General features: G+C 71.2%; 11 protein-coding genes. 6 read left to right on the plus strand and 5 right to left on the minus strand.

Annotated elements, in window-relative coordinates; genetic code table 11:
- Window positions 1-14 precede the first annotated feature (14 nt).
- The 3 genes from BFN33_RS43270 (at window position 15) to BFN33_RS43280 (ending at window position 3,384) form a co-directional block, all read left to right on the plus strand.
- A complete protein-coding gene (locus BFN33_RS43270; RefSeq protein ID WP_069765709.1) occupies window positions 15-1,058 on the plus strand; it encodes a 2-hydroxyacid dehydrogenase in 1,044 nt (347 codons plus the stop codon).
- Between the two features lie 13 nt (window positions 1,059-1,071).
- Window positions 1,072-2,499 (plus strand): FGGY-family carbohydrate kinase, encoded by a 1,428-nt coding sequence (locus tag BFN33_RS43275; RefSeq protein ID WP_069765710.1) that lies wholly within the window; start codon window positions 1,072-1,074, stop codon window positions 2,497-2,499.
- 678 nt (window positions 2,500-3,177) lie between these two features.
- Window positions 3,178-3,384: a hypothetical protein gene (locus BFN33_RS43280; protein WP_069765711.1), complete on the plus strand. Its 207-nt coding sequence runs from the start codon at window positions 3,178-3,180 to the stop codon at window positions 3,382-3,384.
- Here BFN33_RS43280 and BFN33_RS43285 read toward each other — a convergent pair whose 3' ends face one another.
- Window positions 3,385-4,047 (minus strand): DsbA family protein, encoded by a 663-nt coding sequence (locus tag BFN33_RS43285; RefSeq protein ID WP_069765712.1) that lies wholly within the window; start codon window positions 4,045-4,047, stop codon window positions 3,385-3,387.
- Window positions 4,048-4,184: 137 nt separating this feature from the next.
- Here BFN33_RS43285 and pepN point away from each other — a divergent pair, with 137 nt between their 5' ends.
- On the plus strand, window positions 4,185-6,770 hold the full coding sequence (gene pepN, locus BFN33_RS43290; protein WP_069765757.1) for an aminopeptidase N: 2,586 nt from the start codon (window positions 4,185-4,187) through the stop codon (window positions 6,768-6,770).
- A gap of 205 nt (window positions 6,771-6,975) precedes the next feature.
- Window positions 6,976-8,034 (plus strand): hypothetical protein, encoded by a 1,059-nt coding sequence (locus tag BFN33_RS43295; RefSeq protein WP_069765713.1) that lies wholly within the window; start codon window positions 6,976-6,978, stop codon window positions 8,032-8,034.
- An 86-nt stretch (window positions 8,035-8,120) separates the two neighbouring features.
- Here BFN33_RS43295 and BFN33_RS43300 read toward each other — a convergent pair whose 3' ends face one another.
- The 4 genes from BFN33_RS43300 to BFN33_RS43315 all read right to left on the minus strand — a co-directional run bounded on the left by BFN33_RS43300 (window position 8,121) and on the right by BFN33_RS43315 (window position 13,133).
- Entirely contained in the window at window positions 8,121-9,305 is a 1,185-nt protein-coding gene (locus BFN33_RS43300; protein WP_069765714.1) for a glycosyltransferase, read from the minus strand.
- Between the two features lie 143 nt (window positions 9,306-9,448).
- Complete coding sequence (locus BFN33_RS43305; protein ID WP_176742616.1) at window positions 9,449-10,591, minus strand: serine hydrolase; 1,143 nt, start codon at window positions 10,589-10,591, stop codon at window positions 9,449-9,451.
- A 100-nt stretch (window positions 10,592-10,691) separates the two neighbouring features.
- Window positions 10,692-12,455, minus strand: a complete 1,764-nt coding sequence (locus BFN33_RS43310; protein WP_069765715.1) for a TIGR03767 family metallophosphoesterase — start codon at window positions 12,453-12,455, stop codon at window positions 10,692-10,694.
- Window positions 12,456-12,686: 231 nt separating this feature from the next.
- Complete coding sequence (locus BFN33_RS43315; protein WP_069765716.1) at window positions 12,687-13,133, minus strand: NUDIX domain-containing protein; 447 nt, start codon at window positions 13,131-13,133, stop codon at window positions 12,687-12,689.
- A gap of 382 nt (window positions 13,134-13,515) precedes the next feature.
- On the opposite strand from BFN33_RS43315, the gene BFN33_RS43320 reads away from it, so the two are divergent.
- Window positions 13,516-16,809 (plus strand): S8 family serine peptidase, encoded by a 3,294-nt coding sequence (locus tag BFN33_RS43320; RefSeq protein ID WP_069765717.1) that lies wholly within the window; start codon window positions 13,516-13,518, stop codon window positions 16,807-16,809.
- Window positions 16,810-16,827 lie beyond the last annotated feature (18 nt).

The following is a 16,827-nucleotide window of genomic DNA, read 5'->3' on the forward strand; positions in this document are numbered from 1 at the left end:
TCCGGAGGTCGACGATGACCCAGAGGACCGATCCCGTACGTGTCGTGGCGGCCGGCGACCACTTCGTACTGCCGGGGCTGATCGCCGGGGCCGTCGAGGCCGAGCTGGGCGACATCGCCGCGGAGACGAAGGAGCTGAGGCTCGGCTGGCCGCTGGAACCCTTCGGGCCCGTGGCGGAGGTGACGGAGGCGAGCGACGCCGAGGACGAGCTGATCGAGGCGCTGGACGGCGCGGAGGTCCTCGTCACCCAGATGGGCCCGGTGACCGAGCGGGTGCTGAACGCCGCCGACAGCCTCCGGCTGGTCGTCGTGTGCCGGGGCGGCCCGGTCAACGTGAACCTCGACGCGGCCAAGGCCCGTGACGTACGGGTGTGCTTCGCGCCCGGCCGCAACGCCGCCGCCACCGCCGAGTTCACCGTCGGCATGCTGCTGGCCGCCGTGCGCCGCATCCCGCAGGCCCACGACCTCCTGGCCGGACAGGGCAGTTGGGAAGGCGGCGCCGCCTACTACACGTACGAGCACAGCGGCCTGGAGCTGGAGGACCTGCCCGTCGGACTCGTCGGCTACGGCGCCGTCGGCAGCCGGGTCGCGCGCGTGTTGTGCGCCTTCGGCGCGCAGGTCATGGTGTACGACCCCTATGTGCGCGGCGAGATCCACGGCCTGCGCGTGTCCTCGCTGGACCAGCTCCTCACCCGCTCCCGGGTGATCACCCTGCACGCCCGCCTCACCGCCGAGACCCGCGGTCTGATCGGTGCACGCGAGCTGGCCCTGCTGCCCCAGGGGGCGGTCGTGGTGAACGTGGCCCGCGGCCCGCTCCTCGACGAGAGCGCCCTGTGCGACGGGCTGGAGGCCGGCCGGCTGTCGGCGGCGGCCCTCGACACCTACGAGCACGAGCCGCTGCCCCCGGACTCCCGGCTGCACGCCCTGGCCGACCGGTTCGTCCTGACCCCGCACCTCGGCGGGGCGAGCCGCGCGGTGGCCGAGAAGGCGGCGAGGATCGCGGCGGAGGAGGTGGGCCGCTGGGTGCGGGGGGAGCCGTTGGCGCACTGTCTGACCTGAGCCGGGAGGCAACATGTACGTCGGTATCGATGTGGGCACGTCCGTCGTCAAGGCCGCCGCGTTCGACAGCGGGGGCCGTCAACTGGCCGTCGAGGCACGCCCGGTGGAGCTCTCCCTGCACGGCGGGTTCGTCGAGCAGGACATGGCGGAGGTCTACGACGCCGTCGTCGACGTCCTCGGCAAGCTGACCGGGCGGGTGCCGGAGCCGGTGGAGCTGGCCGGGCTGACCGGTCAGGGCGACGGGGTGTGGCTGGTCGACGAGGAGGGGCGGCCGGTGCGTTCGGCGGTGTCCTGGATGGACGGCCGGGCCCATGAACTGCTCGACCAGTGGCTGGCGGACGGCACGTTCGAGACGGTGTTCCGGCGGACCGGCGGGGCGATGTTTCCCGGCTCGCCGGGGCCGTTGCTGGCCTGGCTGGACCGGTACGACCCGAAGTCCCTGGATGCCGCCGCGACCGCCGTGTACTGCAAGGACATGGTCTTCCAGCGGCTGACGGGTGCGGCACGGGCGACGACGGACGTGTCGGACTCGTCCATGCCCTTCCTCGACCCCCGGACACGTTCGTACGACAACCGGGTGGTCGAGCTGCTGGGACTCACCCGTCGCCGGCGGCTGCTCGCCCCCATCGGCGACCCGATCGCCACGGGCGAGGCGCGGGGCGAGGGGCTGCCGTCCGGGACACGGCTCTCGAACGGGCCGTACGACCTGCCGGCCTGTGCGCTGGGCGCCGGGGTCACCGTGCCGGGCGACGGACTCCTCATCGTCGGGACGTGTCTGGCCGCGCTCGTCGCCACCACCGAGCTGGACCTGACCGGCGAGCCGGCCGGGCTGTACATCTCCACCGACCGGCCCGGGCACCGGTTGCGGGCGATGCCGGCGATGGTGGGGACGGCGGCACTGGACTGGGTGCTGTCGACGACCGGCGTCACACATGCCGAGGTGGACGACCTGCTGGCGGCGACCCCGCCGGGGGCGCACGGGGTCCGGGTGCTGCCGTACTTCGCTCCCTCCGGGGAGCGGGCTCCGTTCGTCGAGCCCCATCTGCGGGCCGAGCTGAGCGGGGTCTCGCTGGAGACGACCAAGGCGGATCTGATCCGGGCGACGTGCGAGGGGATCGGTTACGCGGCCCGGCACTGTCTGGAGGCGGCCGGGCTGACGGGGTCGTTGGCGGTGTGCGGCGGGGGGACGCGCAGTCCTGCCTGGATGCGGTTGCTGGCCGACGTGCTCGGGCGGCCGCTGCGGGTCGTGGAGGGCGAGGTGGGGGCTCGGGGAGCGGTACTGGCCGCGGCCGAGCGGCACGGGGTCCCGCTGGACACCGCGGCCTGGACCGAACCGACGGCGATCGTGGAGCCGGACGCGAGCCGGGCGTCGTACTACGCCAAGGGCTACGAGGAGCACCTTGACCGACTGAAGGAGGCTCGGGGGCGGGCGAGGCGCTGACGATGGGAGGAGGCCGGGGCGAGCGAGGCACCGACAACTCGAGCAGGCTCGGACGAGCGAGGCACCGACGACGCCACGAGGCTGGCAGACCACACGCCGACGTGGCGAGGAGGCTCGGGGGCGGGCGAGGCGCTGACGATGCGAGGAGGCCGGGGCGAGCGAGGCACCGACAACTCGAGCAGGCTCGGACGAGCGAGGCACCGACGACGCCACGAGGCTGGCAGACCACACGCCGACGTGGCGAGGAGGCTCGGGGGCGGGCGAAGCGCTGACGACGCGAGGAGGCTGGGGGCGGCGGGCGAGACACCGACGACACCACGAGGCCCGGAGGCGAGCAAGACACCGACGGCTCGGAGGCGTGCGAGGCACCGACGACGCCACGAGGCCCGGAGCAGAAACAGACGCCGACGACGCGAGAGAGCCCGGATCAGGCCAGACGCCGACGAGGCGGACAGCTCGCAGCAGACCCCGACGCCGACGACACGAGAAGACCCGCAGCAAGCCAGACGCCGGCACGGCGAGAAACCCCGCCGCAAGCCATACGCCCACAACACAAGAACCCGCGGCACGACAGGCGCTGATGTCGCGGCGGGACCGATTCCGGGCTGATGCGTCGGCCCCGCGAGAACCTACGCTCGCGGGGCCGAGGCGGTCGGCCTCCGGACAGTGAGGGGTCACATGCCGAAGATGCCGTGTCCGAACTGCCGCTCGTCCGAGGAGTTCGAACCGCTCAGGGACGACAAGGAGAAGGCACACGTGAAGAAGCACAAGCCGAAGTGGGCCCGCCTCAACGCGTACTACCGCTGCTCACGCGGGAGCTGCCGGCGATTCCAGCGGCTGGGTGACGTGAAGGACGGCGGCTCCTTCCCCGAGCCGGAGAAGTGATCACAGGTTGCTGAAGTCCGGGCCCTTCGTACGCGTGCGCTTGATCTCGTAGAAGCCCGGCACCGACGCCACCGCGAGCGTGCCGTCCCACAGCCTCGCCGCGTCCTCGCCCTTGGGGGCCGGGGTGACGACCGGACCGAAGAAGGCGATCTGCTCGCCGTCCGGGCCGGGGACCGCGATGACCGGGGTGCCGACCTCCTGGCCGACCTTTTCGATGCCCTCCTTGTGGGAGGCCCGCAACTCGGCGTCGAACTCGAAGTCCTCCTGGTCGGCGTAGTCGATCAGGTCGGCGGGCAGGCCCACCTCGTCGAGCGCGGCGGCGATGGCCTCGACGGTCGGGCCCTCGCCCTGGTTGTGGAAGCGGGTGCCGAGCGCGGTGTAGAGCGGGCCGAGGACGTCGGCGCCGTGCTTCTGCCAGGCCGCGGTGACCACCCGGATCGGCTTCCACGCCTTGGTCGCCAGCATGTCCCGGTACTCCTCGGGCAGCTGGTCGAGCTTGTCCTCATTGAGCACCGCCAGGCTCATGATGTGCCAGCGCACCTCGATGTCCCGGACCTTCTCCACCTCCAGGACCCAGCGGGAGGTCATCCAGGCCCAGGGGCACAGCGGGTCGAACCAGAAGTCGACGGGGGTCTTGGCGGCGGCGTTCGAGGTCTCGGACATGGGTCTCCTCAGAAAGGTGTTCGCTTCAACCCCCAACACCGCTCGTCGCCCACCCCATTCCCGGCTGACCGACGTCAGGGGCACATGGCAGGATCGGGCCTGTCCGCATGCTGAACACACCCGAGGGAGTACCGCCCGTGCCCGGTGAGAATCTGTCCCGCGACGAGGCCCGGGAGCGGGCCGCCCTGCTGTCCGTCGACGGGTACGACGTGTCCCTCGACCTGCGCTCGGCGGTCGGCGACCAGGCCGGGGACGGCCCGCGCACCTTCCGGTCCGTGACCACGATCCGCTTCCGGTGCAACGAGCCGGGGGCCACGAGCTTCGCGGACCTGATCGCGCCGAGCGTCACGGCGGTCTCGCTGAACGGCCGGGATCTCGATGCGGGCGCGGTCTTCGACGGCTCCCGGATCGCTCTGGAGGACCTGGCCGCCGACAACGAACTGGTGGTCGACGCCCAGTGCGCCTACTCCCGCACCGGCGAGGGCATGCACCGCTTCGTCGACCCCGAGGACGGCGAGGTCTACCTCTACACGCAGTACGAGCCGGCCGACTCGCGCCGCGTCTTCGCGAACTTCGAGCAGCCGGACCTCAAGGCGCCCTTCCGCTTCGAGGTGCGGGCGCCCGAGGGATGGGTGGTCTGGAGCAACGGGGTCGGCTCCGAGAGCGACGGTGTGTGGCGGTTCGCCGAGACGAAGCCGATCTCGACGTACATCACCTGTGTCGTGGCGGGCCCGTACCACTACGTGACGGACTCCTATGAGCGCGTCTTCGAGGACGGCACCCGGCTGGAGATCCCCCTCGGCGCCCTGTGCCGCAAGGGGCTCGCCCCCCACTTCGACTCCGACGACGTCTTCCTGGTCACCAAGCAGGGCCTGGACTTCTTCCACGACCACTTCGACTACCCGTACCCCTTCGGGAAGTACGACCAAGCGTTCGTGCCCGAGTACAACCTCGGCGCGATGGAGAACCCGGGGCTCGTCACCTTCCGCGAGGAGTTCATCTTCCGGGGCAAGGTCACCCGGGCGTCCTACGAGGGCCGGGCCAACGTCATCCTGCACGAGATGGCGCACATGTGGTTCGGCGACCTGGTCACCATGGTCTGGTGGGACGACCTGTGGCTCAAGGAGTCCTTCGCGGACTTCATGGGCACCTTCGCGAACGTCGGCGCGACCCGTTTCAAGGACGCCTGGATCACCTTCGCCAACCGCCGCAAGGCCTGGGCGTACCGCGCCGACCAGCTGCCCTCCACGCACCCCATCACCGCCGACATCCGCGACCTGCAGGACGCCAAGCTCAACTTCGACGGCATCACGTACGCCAAGGGCGCCTCCGTACTGAAGCAGCTCGTCGCGTACGTCGGCCAGGACGCGTTCCTTGAGGGCGCGCGGCGCTACTTCAAGCGGCACGCGTACGGCAACACGCGCCTGGGCGATCTGCTGTCGGTGCTCGAGGAGACCAGCGGACGGGACATGGGCGCGTGGGCGCGGTCCTGGCTCCAGACGGCCGGGGTCAACTCCCTCACTCCGCAGGTGTTGTTGAGTGCCGAGGGGCGGGTCGACGAGCTGGCGGTCGTGCAGGAGGCGGACGAGTCCCACCCGGAGCTGCGGCCGCACCGGGTGGCGGTGGGCCTGTATCGCCGTACGCCCGAAGGAGCTCTGGAGCGGTACGCGCGCGCCGAAGTGGACGTCGACGGCCCGCGGACGGTCGTGGCGGAGCTCGCCGGTGCCGAGGCGCCGGAGCTCGTGCTCGTCAACGACGACGACCTGACGTACTGCAAGACCCGCTTCGACGCGGGCTCCCTGGAGACCCTGAAGTCGGGGCTCGGTGACCTCACCGACCCGCTCGCCCGCGCCCTGTGCTGGTCGGCGCTGTGGAACATGACGCGGGACGCGCTGCTCCCGGCCAGAGAGTTCATCGACATCGTGCTGCGCTTCGCGGGCCGCGAGTCCGACATCGGGGTCCTGCAGATGCTGCACGCCTGGGCCGAGTCGGCGCTCGTGCACTACGTGGCGCCCGAGGGGCGGGAGCAGGCCGGGGCGCTGCTCGCCGAGGGGGCCGAGCGGGAGCTGCTCGCCGCCGGGCCGGGCAGCGAGCAGCAGCTGGCATGGGCGCGGTTCTTCGCGCGGACGGCCGAGAGCCCGGCCGGCCTGGACCTGTTGCAGGGCCTGCTGGACGGCACGGCGACCATCGACGGGCTGGACGTCGACCAGGAGCTGCGGTGGGCGTTCCTGCAGCCGCTGACAGTGTGGGGCCTGGCCGACGAGAAGGCGCTGGCCGCCGAACTCGCCCGCGACGACACCGCGTCCGGTAAGCGCCATCAGGTCCGCTGCCTGGCCGCCCGGCCGTCCGAGGCGGTGAAGGCGCAGGCGTGGGCGCAGGTCGTGGAGTCCGACGCGCTCTCCAACGCCCTGGCCGAGGCGACCATCTCGGGGTTCAACCAGCCGTCCCAGCGGAATCTGCTGGAGCCCTACGCGGAGAAGTACTTCGCGGTGATCGAGCGGGTCTGGCGGGACCGTTCGATCCAGATCGCGATGAACACCGTCTCCGGGCTGTTCCCCTCCCTCCAGGACCCGCGGACGACGCTGGACGCGGCCGACGCGTGGCTCGCGGCCCACGAGGACGCGGCGCCGGCGCTGCGGAGGCTGGTGCTGGAAGGGCGGGACGATCTGGCGCGGGCGCTGCGGGGGCAGGAGTGCGATGCGCAGGCCGTCAACCACGGATGACCTTTGGCCTGAGCTCGGGCTCCTGGTAGCCGTTACGAAATCCGTTCAATAGCAGCCGTAACCCCTGGTCCCACCCGAATGGACCAGGGGTTTCGCTCCCTACTCGGCACCCGAACACTCGTCCTTTAGTACTGCCTTGTCCGTATTTGCCGACAGGCGTGTAACAGCGGTTAGCGGGCGGGCCGGACGCGGGAATCTCCGGTGCATGAACCACAACGCCCCGCTCCCCCCGCTCTCCCCCCGCCCCCTGCGTCACGTCTCCGAGGTGCACCGCCGTGTCGTGACGGCCGGCCGGCTCCGTACGAGCGGTGTCTCGGTCGCCGAAGCGAACGAGCAGTGCCGGCCCGGCGGCCCGTGGCAGCAGATCCTCCCGGGTGTCTTCCTGCTCCACCCGGGGCCGCCGACCAGCGAGGAGCGTCTGCACGCGGTGCTGATGTACGCGGCACGGGAGTCCGCCGCCGGGGTCCCGACGCAGCCGGGCGCGGAGGAGCCGCACCGCCCGGTGTACGCGGAGGCGATGATCACCGGCCTCGCGGCGCTGACGCTGCACGGCTTCAGCTCGGCTCCGTCGCTGCTCTCCCTGGACCGGATCGACGTCCTGGTCCCGAGGATGCGCCGGCTGCGCTCGACGCGCGGCGCGCGGATCGTCCGCACATCGGCGCTCCCGGCCGCCGAACAGGTCACCGGCGTCCCGGTCGCCCCGGTCCCGCGCGCCCTCGCCGACGCGGTCACCGAACTGACGGACGCGGGCGCGGTGCGCCGGCTGCTGACGGAGGCGGTCCGCGGCGGCCACTGCGAACCGGCCGCCGTCGTCCGGGCGCTGACCGAGGCCAGGCTGCTCGGTCGCCCGCACGTGGTGGACGCGGTGGACTCCCTGCTCGCCGAGGGCCGTGCCATCGCGGAGGACCGCCTGTACCGCATGGTCCAGGAGTACGGCCTCCCGGACCCGGTGTGGAACGTGGATCTGAGGCTGCCGGGCGGGCCGCACCTCGGTGGCCTGGACGCGTACTGGCCGGAGCAGGCGGTGGCGGTCGAGCTCGACACCCGCGCGCCCCGGCAGGGCCGTCGGCAGGAGGACGACGCCGTGTGGTCCGAGTACGCCCGCAAGCGCGAACACCTGGAGCGCCTCGGCATCACCGTCGTCCACATCACCCCCCGCAAGCTCCGGGACGCGACGGAACAGCAGGCGACGGTGGTCCGTACGGCCCTCATGGCCTCCGGCGACCGGGATCCCGCCGCGTATGTCGTGGTGCTGCCCCGGTAGTGACGGACCGGGGCGGAGTCAGGAGGGGAGAGGAGGGGTCATGGCGCCGGGGAGCCGGGGCCCCTCCTCGTTGCGCGTGTGCGGCACTAGAACAGGTCGGGCAGGGCGGGGCGGAGGGTGCCCGCGGCGGCGCGGTCCAGCAGGGCCGCGTACGACGCGATCATCCTCGTACGGCTGAAGCGTTCGCGGCTCGCCGCGAGTGCCGGGGCGAGGTCGGCGCGTGCGGCCACCGCCTGCGACCAGGCCGCCGCGATCACCTCCGGGTCCGGGGCCGTGACCAGGCCGCGGCCCGCCACGATCGCCGCGCTGTCGCCGACGTCCGTCGCCACCGGGACCGCGCCGCACATCATGCCCTCGATCAGGCACAGCGGGGCCGCCTCGCCCCAGGCGGACGTGAGGGCGACGACGTCGGAGGCGGCGTACAGCATCTCCATGTCGCGTCGGACGCCCAGCAGGCGCACCCCCCGGTCCGCCAGGGCCGTCGCCCCTTCGAACGCCGTCGCGAGGTCCGTGGCGAGCCCGGGGTTCTCCGCCGTCATGCCCGCCCCGCACATCAGCACCTGCCCGTCCGGGACCCGGCCGAGCCAGGCGCGGGCGGCGGCGAGCAGCAGGGGGACGTTCTTCATGCCGTCGTAACGGGCGGCGAAGACGACCACGGGGGCCGCGGGGTCGATGCCGAGTTCCGTGCGGACCGCGAGGCGGCGGGCCGCGTCGGGACGGAAGCGGAAGAGGTCGACGCCGTTGGGGATCACGTGGAGCAGGTCGGAGGGGATCCCGGCGGCCCGGTACGCGGCCCGGGTCGACTCGGCGCAGCAGACGCAGGCGACGACCGTGCCGTCGGCGATGGCCGCCTTCAGTTCGTCGAGGGCGGTGCCCTGGTTCTCCGGGTCGGAGCGGTGCAGACAGACCACGACCGGGCGGCGCGGCAGGCCCGCCTGGTTGAGCAGCGCCAGGGGCTGTTCCTTGAGGGAGAGGATGACGTCGGCGCCGGCCGTCGCCCGGGCTGTTCCGGCCAGCTCCGGGCCGGTGAAGTCGGCCGAAACGCCGCTGCCGGGGAACGTGCGCCCGAGGGAGGTGACGCCCACTCCGGCCGCGGTCAGCGCCCGGTAGCAGGTGTCGTCCTCCATCCGCTGCCGGGTCGCCTCCCGGTGGACCTCACCGAACAGGCTCAGCACCTGATGGTGCTGACCTCCCTCGGTGAGGCCCAGCACGATGTCGCTGTGCACGATCCGGGCCCCACCGGAGAAGAAACCCTCGTACACCGACAGCACTCGCAGTTCGTGTCCCGTACGCACACGACCACCCGCCTTGCACACAGATCGAGCCATCCCCGTGAAGAGCGGGCTAGCCGATATGAGGCGGTACGGACATTACGTCCGGATGAACTGCGTGCTTCGTGTCCGAGTCGGTGCGACTACTCGCCACAAAACTCCGCCTCGACGACCGCGTCGGTGTCCCCCGACCAGTCGCCGTTGAAGTTGAAGGCGACGGAGTGCCGGCCGTCGGCCGTGGTCACGGCCACGGAGCTCGAGCCGTGGATGCCGCCGTCGTGGCCCCAGACGTGGACCCCGCAGCTGAGTTCGCGGTCGATGAGACCGAGGCCGTAACGGGCGTTCGGGATGCCCTCGACGGCCACCGTGGTCTTCATCTCCTTCAGCTGCTTCGGCGGGAGCAGTCGTCCCTTCAGCAGGGCCGCGTAGAAGCGGTCCAGGTCGGCCGAGTCGGAGATCATCTCGCCCGAGGAGGAGGCGAGGGAGGGGTTCAGTCTCGTGACGTCGTACGTCGGTCCCGTCGCCGTCTCGGCCAGCTTGCCGTAGGCCCGGCTGCTGGGCCGCGGGACGGTGACTCGGGTGCCCGGCACCGAGGTGGCGGTCAGATGCAGCGGGTCGATGACGCGGTGCCGGATCTCCTCGCCGTACGACCGTCCGGTGACCTTCTGGATCACCATGCCGGCCACGACGTAGTTGGTGTTGGAGTAGTTCCAGGACGTGCCCGGCGCGAAGTTCGGCTTGTGGGACATGGCGATCGCGACGAGCTGCTCGGGCGTCTTCGTGTCGTAACGGTGCTCGAGGAAGCCGTCCTTGAGGAAGTACGTCCGCCCGAACGTCTCGTCCTCGGTGTAGTTGAAGATCCCGCTCGTGTGGTTGAGGAGCTGCCGGACGGTGATCCGGCTGCCGTCGTGGCCGTTGCCGTGGACCAGGCCCGGCAGCCACTTCTCCACCGTGTCGTCGAGCGACAGCCGTCCCTCCGCCTCCAGTTGGAGCAGCACGGTGGAGACGAAGGTCTTGGTGATGCTGCCGACGCGGTAGCGGTCGTCCGCCGAACGCGGCGCGTGCGTCGTGAGGTTGCCGACCCCGGCGGTGGTCGACCAGGTGCTCCCGCCGTTCTTCGCCGTCAGCGTCACACCCGGGACGCCGTCCTGCACCGCGGCGCGGACGGCCTTCCGGGTGGCGTCATGGCCACCGGCCCCGGCTCCGGCCGCCATCGCCGGGGCGGCGAAGCCTGCCGTGAGTGCCACCGCCGTCGCCGCCACCACCACTGTCGTACGTACCGTCATGTCTTCCCCCTGTTCGGGCACGCTCGGGCGAGCGTGATCGGCGGGGGAGACCAGCGCCGGCGGGGAAAGGTTGAGATGGATCAGGAGAGTTGATCCGTTTTCAGCCCTTCCTCAAGACCAGCTCCGTGTTCCGGTCCCCCGAGCCGCCGCCGAGCTTGTTGCTCGAACCGGGGGCGTTGTAGGCCAGCTCGCGGTACAGGGCCGCGAGGCCGGTCTGGGAGAGGTCGGCGAAGTCGGTGCGGTGGGGGGCCGCGGACTCGACCAACGTGGTGAAGACCGAGATCGTGCCGTCCTTGTTGTCGGTCAGCTCGATGACCCGGGCGAGGTGCGGGAAGTCGATGTGGGAGGCGGTGGAGATCTCCCAGAAGGAGCGGCCGTCGGGGGCGGAGTGGGCGGTGATCACATTGCGGTGGATGTGCCCGTTGACCCAGGCCAGGACATTGCTGTGGCTGGCGAGGAGGGCGACGACGTCCTGGCCGCCGTACCGCCGCTCACCCGGGTGGGCCGGGTCGGGGCGGGTGTTGTCCATCGAGTCGCTGGTGTGGTGGCTGAAGACGACCACGAAGGAGTCCTTGTTCTCCCGCAGCGTCCGGTCCAGCCACCGCAACTGCTTGGCGCCGACGGACCCCTGGTAGTGGCCGCCCGGGTCGGTGGTGTCGAGGCTGATGCCCACGACGTCGTCGGCGATGCGGAAGCTGTAGTACTGGGTGCCCGCGTCGAGGTTGGCGGTGGAGTAGCCGTGGCCGACCGGGCCCACGCCCCGGTACGCGGGGTCGAGGTGGGCCGTGAGGTAGTCGCGGGCGGTGTAGGGGGCGCGCCGCTCGTCGGGGGTGACCGAGCGCATGTTCCGGGCGTGCGCCTTGAGCAGGTCGCGGAAGGCGTGCCCCTGGGGGTCACTGGCCTTCCTGATCATGTCCTGGAGCTTCTTCGACTCGGACGCGGGCAGCGACATGAGCTTCTTGCCGCCGACGGCGTACTCGGCGAGCCAGGAGTCGCCGTGGCCGTAGCAGCCCAGCGGCAGGCTGTCGTGGTTGCCGACCGTGGAGTACCAGGGGATGTTGAGGCCGGGGCTGTTCAGCTCCCGGATCGCGGCGGCCAGATAGCCCGTCAGGTGCGGGAAGCCGAGCTGCTTGTCGGCGTCGCGGGTGCTCGAGTCGGGCTGCCAGTACTGCTTGAGGCCGCTGTTCTGGACGCCCTCGTAGTGGCGCGGGTCCCCCGAGTTGGGGGTGATCCGGCCGCCGCTCATGACGGTGAGGAACCAGTCCAGCTCGGTGCGGGAGTTGTTGTCCGTGTTGTCGCCGGTCGTCATGGCGAACTGGAGCGGGGCGCCGGTGGCGGGGCCGCCCCGCAGCGCGTTGATCCGCTCGACGAGCGAGATCGCGCCCGGCACGGTCAGCGCCTCCTGGGGCCGCCAGGCGTGCACATCGGTCGAGCGCAGGTACTCCAGGCGCATCGGGTGCTGGCTGTCCATCAGGTGCAGGTCGGTGAACTGCACGAACGCGGCCAGCGGGGTACGGCGGCCGGCCCGCCCGGCCTTCGGCGCGGCGAGGTCGGAACGCACCTTGCGGCTCCAGCCGACGCCGTCGCCGAGGCGCCGGTAGCCGGAGCTGGTGCGCGGGGCGGCGATGGAGGCGACGGTGGTGCCGCGGGTGTACGGGGCGAGGGGGGCCTCGACCGGAGCGGCCTGGTGGACGGACTGGGCCACCGGCGCCTCGGCGGGGCCGGCGGGCGTGGCGGCCTGGCTGTCGGTGGGCCGCAGGGCGTAGCCGACGCCCGCGGAGACGGCGACCGCGCCTGCGGCGGCGAGGACGGTACGACGGTGGACCGCCGGCGTGGTGCTGGCGACAGAGCGTATGCGCGACATGGCGCGATCTCCCCGAGTGCGAACTGCGTCGGCAGTGGTCGCGGGAGTCGCTGTGGCGAATTTCCCGCTCGCTCTGGATGCTTGGCACCGGGAATGACCTGTGCGTGAACGAGACGGCAACGCGCAACGCCGATCACCGTACGTGGATCTTGGGCCACCCTGCGCGTTCGGGAGCGCTCGTCGAACCGCCGGGGGGCGGTCACTCCGTGTTCATCTTGCGGGGTAGGACACCTATTCTCCGAGCCGCCCGGCCACCGGCCGCTCCCGCCACAGCCGCAGGCCGACGTCGACCAGTGGCACCCGGTTCAGTTCCGGTACCGCGTCGAGGTCGTGCCACTGGGCCATGTCCGTGGAGCCGCCGACCTCGAACCGCAGCTCGCCGCCGGTGACCCGGGCCTCGTACACGAGCCCCACGCCGTGATGGTCGACGGTGCGGCCGAAGCGGCGGCGGAGCGGGAGCCTGCGGGAGGTGACACCGAGCAGGCCGGTCACCTCGATGCGGTAGCCCGCCTCCTCCTCCACCTCCCGCACAACGGTGTCATGGAGGTCCTCACCGTGCTCCATGCCGCCGCCCGGCAGCGTCCACTCCGGCCGGCCGTCGCTGAGCCAGCGGGCGAGCAGGATCTGTCCGTCGCGAACGCATATGGCGTAGGCCGCCACCCTCAAGGTCTTGCGCATAGGAGGAAGTTAGTGCGCCGGGTCCGGGATGGCCGGTGAGTATTCGGGCGCGGACCGGCGTCCGGGTCGCGCCCGCCCCACAAGGGCCCGTCGAGCGGGCCGAGTTGAGTGGGCCCCGCCTGGATCGCAAGGAGGTCTGAAAAGGCTACCCAAAGGGCCCGCATGGCGAATTGACCGCTTTCGCACGGCTCTTCACCGATGTCCACAAAGAGCATCGCGGGTTTTCCCCATACACCCATATCGATTCGGTCAACTCTCCCTAAACATCCCTCCCATGCGTAAAGCTGTGCGGTCATCCGGGGTCTTCTTCCGGATCGCCGTGGCCAGGACCGATCGGTTCCGGTCACACACCCGCTCGTTCCTTTACCTACAAGGGATGCCGATGACCCTCACCCCCCAGCACGTTCCGATATCGGGCGCGAGACGTGTGGCGCGCATAGCGGTGGCCGCCGGTCTGGTGGCCGCGCTCTCCGCGGCGGGGCCGATACCCATGGCCTTCTCCGCCGCCGCGGACGACGCCCCCGCCGCCTCCGACCCGGGCCTGAAGTCCGCCGACGAGAAGCTCGGTTCGGACGACGCGGACGCACTCGCCGAGGCCAAGGCCGACGGCGTCAAGAACATCACGCTGATGGTCGCCACCGCCCCCGGGAAGACCGAGCAGGTCGCCGCGGAGCTGGACGCGGTCAAGGGCGGCCTGGTGGGCCTCACGTACGACAAGCTCGGTTACGTCCGGGCGACCGTCCCCACCGCGAAGGCGGACTCGGCCATCGCCGCCGCCGCGAAGCTCTCCTCCGTGCACGGCATCGACGTCAAGCAGGACATTCCGCTGGACGACCCGACGCCGAGCGCCGACACCGCCAAGGGCGCCGCGCACAAGGCCGCGAAGACCTACCCGGCGCCGAGCGCGAAGACGCCCGCCGAGAACCCGTACAACCCGTCCTTCGAGACGGGCGCCGTCGACTTCGTGAAGGACCACCCGAAGGCGGACGGCCGCGGGGTCACCATCGGCATCCTGGACTCGGGTGTGGACCTCGGCCACCCGGCCCTGCAGAAGACCACCACCGGTGAGCGGAAGATCGTCGACTGGGTGACGTCGACCGACCCGGTCTCCGACGGTGACGCCACCTGGCGGCGCATGACCACCGCGGTCTCCGGCCCGAGCTTCACCTTCGACGGCCGCACCTGGACGGCGCCCGCCGGGTCGTACCAGGTCAACCTGTTCCGTGAGGCCGCGACCGCGGGCGGCGACGCCAAGGGCGACGCGAACCGGGACGGCGACACCACCGACACCTGGGGCGTGCTGTACGACAAGGCCGCCGGGACCGTCCGGGTCGACCTGAACAACAACCAGAACTTCGCCGACGACACTCCGATGAAGCCGTACAAGGACGGCTACCAGGTCGGGTACTTCGGCACCGACGACCCGTCGACCGACGTGGCCGAGCGCCAGCCGTTCGTCGTCGAGATCCGCAAGGACGTCGTCTTCGACGCCGCCGGCGACAAGGCCGACTACGTCAACATCGGCGTCATCGAGTCCGAGCACGGCACCCACGTCGCCGGCATCACCGCCGCCAACGGCCTGTTCGGCGGCAGGATGAACGGCGCGGCCCCGGGCGCGAAGCTCGTCTCCTCCCGTGCCTGCACCTGGACCGGCGGCTGCACCAACGTGGCGCTGACCGAGGGCATGATCGACCTCGTCGTCAACCGCGGCGTCGACATCGTCAACATGTCGATCGGCGGCCTGCCGGCGCTCAACGACGGCAACAACGCGCGCGCCGAGCTCTACACGCGCCTCATCGACACCTACGGCGTCCAGCTGGTGATCTCCGCGGGCAACTCCGGCCCCGGCGCGAACACCATCGGCGACCCGGGCCTGGCCGACAAGGTCATCTCGGTCGGCGCGACCATCTCCAAGGAGACCTGGGCCGCCAACTACGGCTCGGCCGTGGAGAAGAAGTACGCGATGATGCCGTTCTCCTCGCGCGGTCCGCGTGAGGACGGCGGCTTCACGCCGACCCTGTCCGCCCCGGGCGCCGCCATCAACAGCACGCAGACCTGGCTGCCGGGCTCCCCGGTCGCCGAGTCGGGCTACACGCTGCCGGCCGGCTACTCGATGCTCCAGGGCACCTCGATGGCCTCCCCGCAGGCCACGGGCGCGTCCGCGCTGCTGATCTCTGCCGCCAAGCAGAAGCACCTCGCGCTGACGCCCGCCACCCTGCGCACCGCCCTGACCTCGACCGCCGACCACATCAAGGGTGTGCAGGCGTACGAGGAGGGCGCGGGCCTCATCGACATCGTGGACGCCTGGGACGCCATCAAGGACGGCGCCACCGCCCACGACTACACCGTGAAGGCCCCGGTCGACACCGCGATCGACCAGCTCCTGAAGACCCCGGGCTACGGCACCGGGCTCTACGACCGCGAGGGCGGTCTGAAGGCCGGCCAGAAGAAGACGTACGACGTCACCATCACCCGTACGTCCGGCGCGGACAAGGCGATCCCGCACGAGCTGCACTTCGCGAACAACGCCGGTGACACCTTCCGGGTCCTCGGCAAGGACGACGTCAGGCTCCCGCTGAACCAGCCGGTGACGGTCAAGGTCCAGGCCCAGCCGAGGTCCGCGGGCCTCAAGAGCGCGATCCTGGAGGTCGACGACCCGAGGACCGAGGGTGTCGACCAGCAGATCCTCACCACGGTCGTCGTCTCGGCGCCGGTGAAGTACACCTACACCGCGTCGAACACCGTGCAGCGCAACAGCACCCAGTCGTACTTCGTGACCGTCCCCGCGGGCGCCAAGTCGCTGGAGGTCGCGATCGGCGGGCTGAAGGACAAGAGCCAGACCCGGTTCATCGCCATCCACCCCTACGGCGTCCCGGTCGACAACACGGGCACCCCGTACTGCTACAACAACTACCTCGACGGCAACGGCTGCAAGCCCGACGCCCGTTCCTACGCCGACCCGCAGGCCGGTGTCTGGGAGATCGAGGTCGAGTCGCGCCGTACCTCGCCGCTGCTCGACAACCCGTACAAGCTGGACGTCGCCGTCTACGGCGCGGTCTTCGACCCGGAGACCGTGACCGTCCCCGAGGCCAAGGTCGGCACCCCGGCCACCGCCTCCTGGAAGGTGACCAACACGCTCGCCGCGGTCGACGGCAAGCTGGCCGGCGGTCCGCTCGGCTCGTCCAAGACGGCCCGTCCGACCATCGCCGAGGGCGCCACCCAGACCACCACGGTCGAGGTGCCCGCGGGCGCGAAGTCGCTCGACGTCGCCATCGGCAACGTCTCCGACGTCTCCGCCGACCTGGACCTGACCGTCTACGACGCGTCGGGCGCCGTGGTCGGCCAGTCCGCCGACGGCGACTCGGAGGAGGCCGTCTCGGTCGCCTCGCCCGCAGCCGGCACGTACACCATCGAGGTCGCCGGCTACTCGGTCCCGGCCGGCTCCACGGCGTACGACTACCAGGACGTGTTCTTCTCCAGCGCCCTGGGCGCCGTCACCGTCTCCGACGCTCCGGTCAAGCTCGGCACCGGCGCCTCGGCGACCGTCTCCGGCAGCATCACCGCCTTGGCGGCCGCACCGGAGGGCCGTGAGTTCTTCGGCCAGGTCAGCCTCGTCAACGCGCGCGGCACGGTCGCGGGCGTGGGCAACGTGAAGATCGAGAAGGTCACGCCGTAACACTTCTCCGTACGGCGA

Origin of the sequence: Streptomyces sp. LUP47B, assembly GCF_001746295.1 — a bacterium.
GTDB lineage: Bacteria > Actinomycetota > Actinomycetes > Streptomycetales > Streptomycetaceae > Streptomyces.

Coding starts and splice junctions, on each gene's coding strand:
- BFN33_RS43270 (WP_069765709.1), top strand. CDS start 15: ATGACCCAGAGGACCGATCCCGTACGTGTCGTGGCGGCCGGCGACCAC.
- BFN33_RS43275 (WP_069765710.1), top strand. CDS start 1,072: ATGTACGTCGGTATCGATGTGGGCACGTCCGTCGTCAAGGCCGCCGCG.
- BFN33_RS43280 (WP_069765711.1), top strand. CDS start 3,178: ATGCCGAAGATGCCGTGTCCGAACTGCCGCTCGTCCGAGGAGTTCGAA.
- BFN33_RS43285 (WP_069765712.1), bottom strand. CDS start 4,047: ATGTCCGAGACCTCGAACGCCGCCGCCAAGACCCCCGTCGACTTCTGG.
- BFN33_RS43295 (WP_069765713.1), top strand. CDS start 6,976: ATGAACCACAACGCCCCGCTCCCCCCGCTCTCCCCCCGCCCCCTGCGT.
- BFN33_RS43305 (WP_176742616.1), bottom strand. CDS start 10,591: ATGACGGTACGTACGACAGTGGTGGTGGCGGCGACGGCGGTGGCACTC.
- BFN33_RS43310 (WP_069765715.1), bottom strand. CDS start 12,455: ATGTCGCGCATACGCTCTGTCGCCAGCACCACGCCGGCGGTCCACCGT.
- BFN33_RS43315 (WP_069765716.1), bottom strand. CDS start 13,133: ATGCGCAAGACCTTGAGGGTGGCGGCCTACGCCATATGCGTTCGCGAC.
- BFN33_RS43320 (WP_069765717.1), top strand. CDS start 13,516: ATGACCCTCACCCCCCAGCACGTTCCGATATCGGGCGCGAGACGTGTG.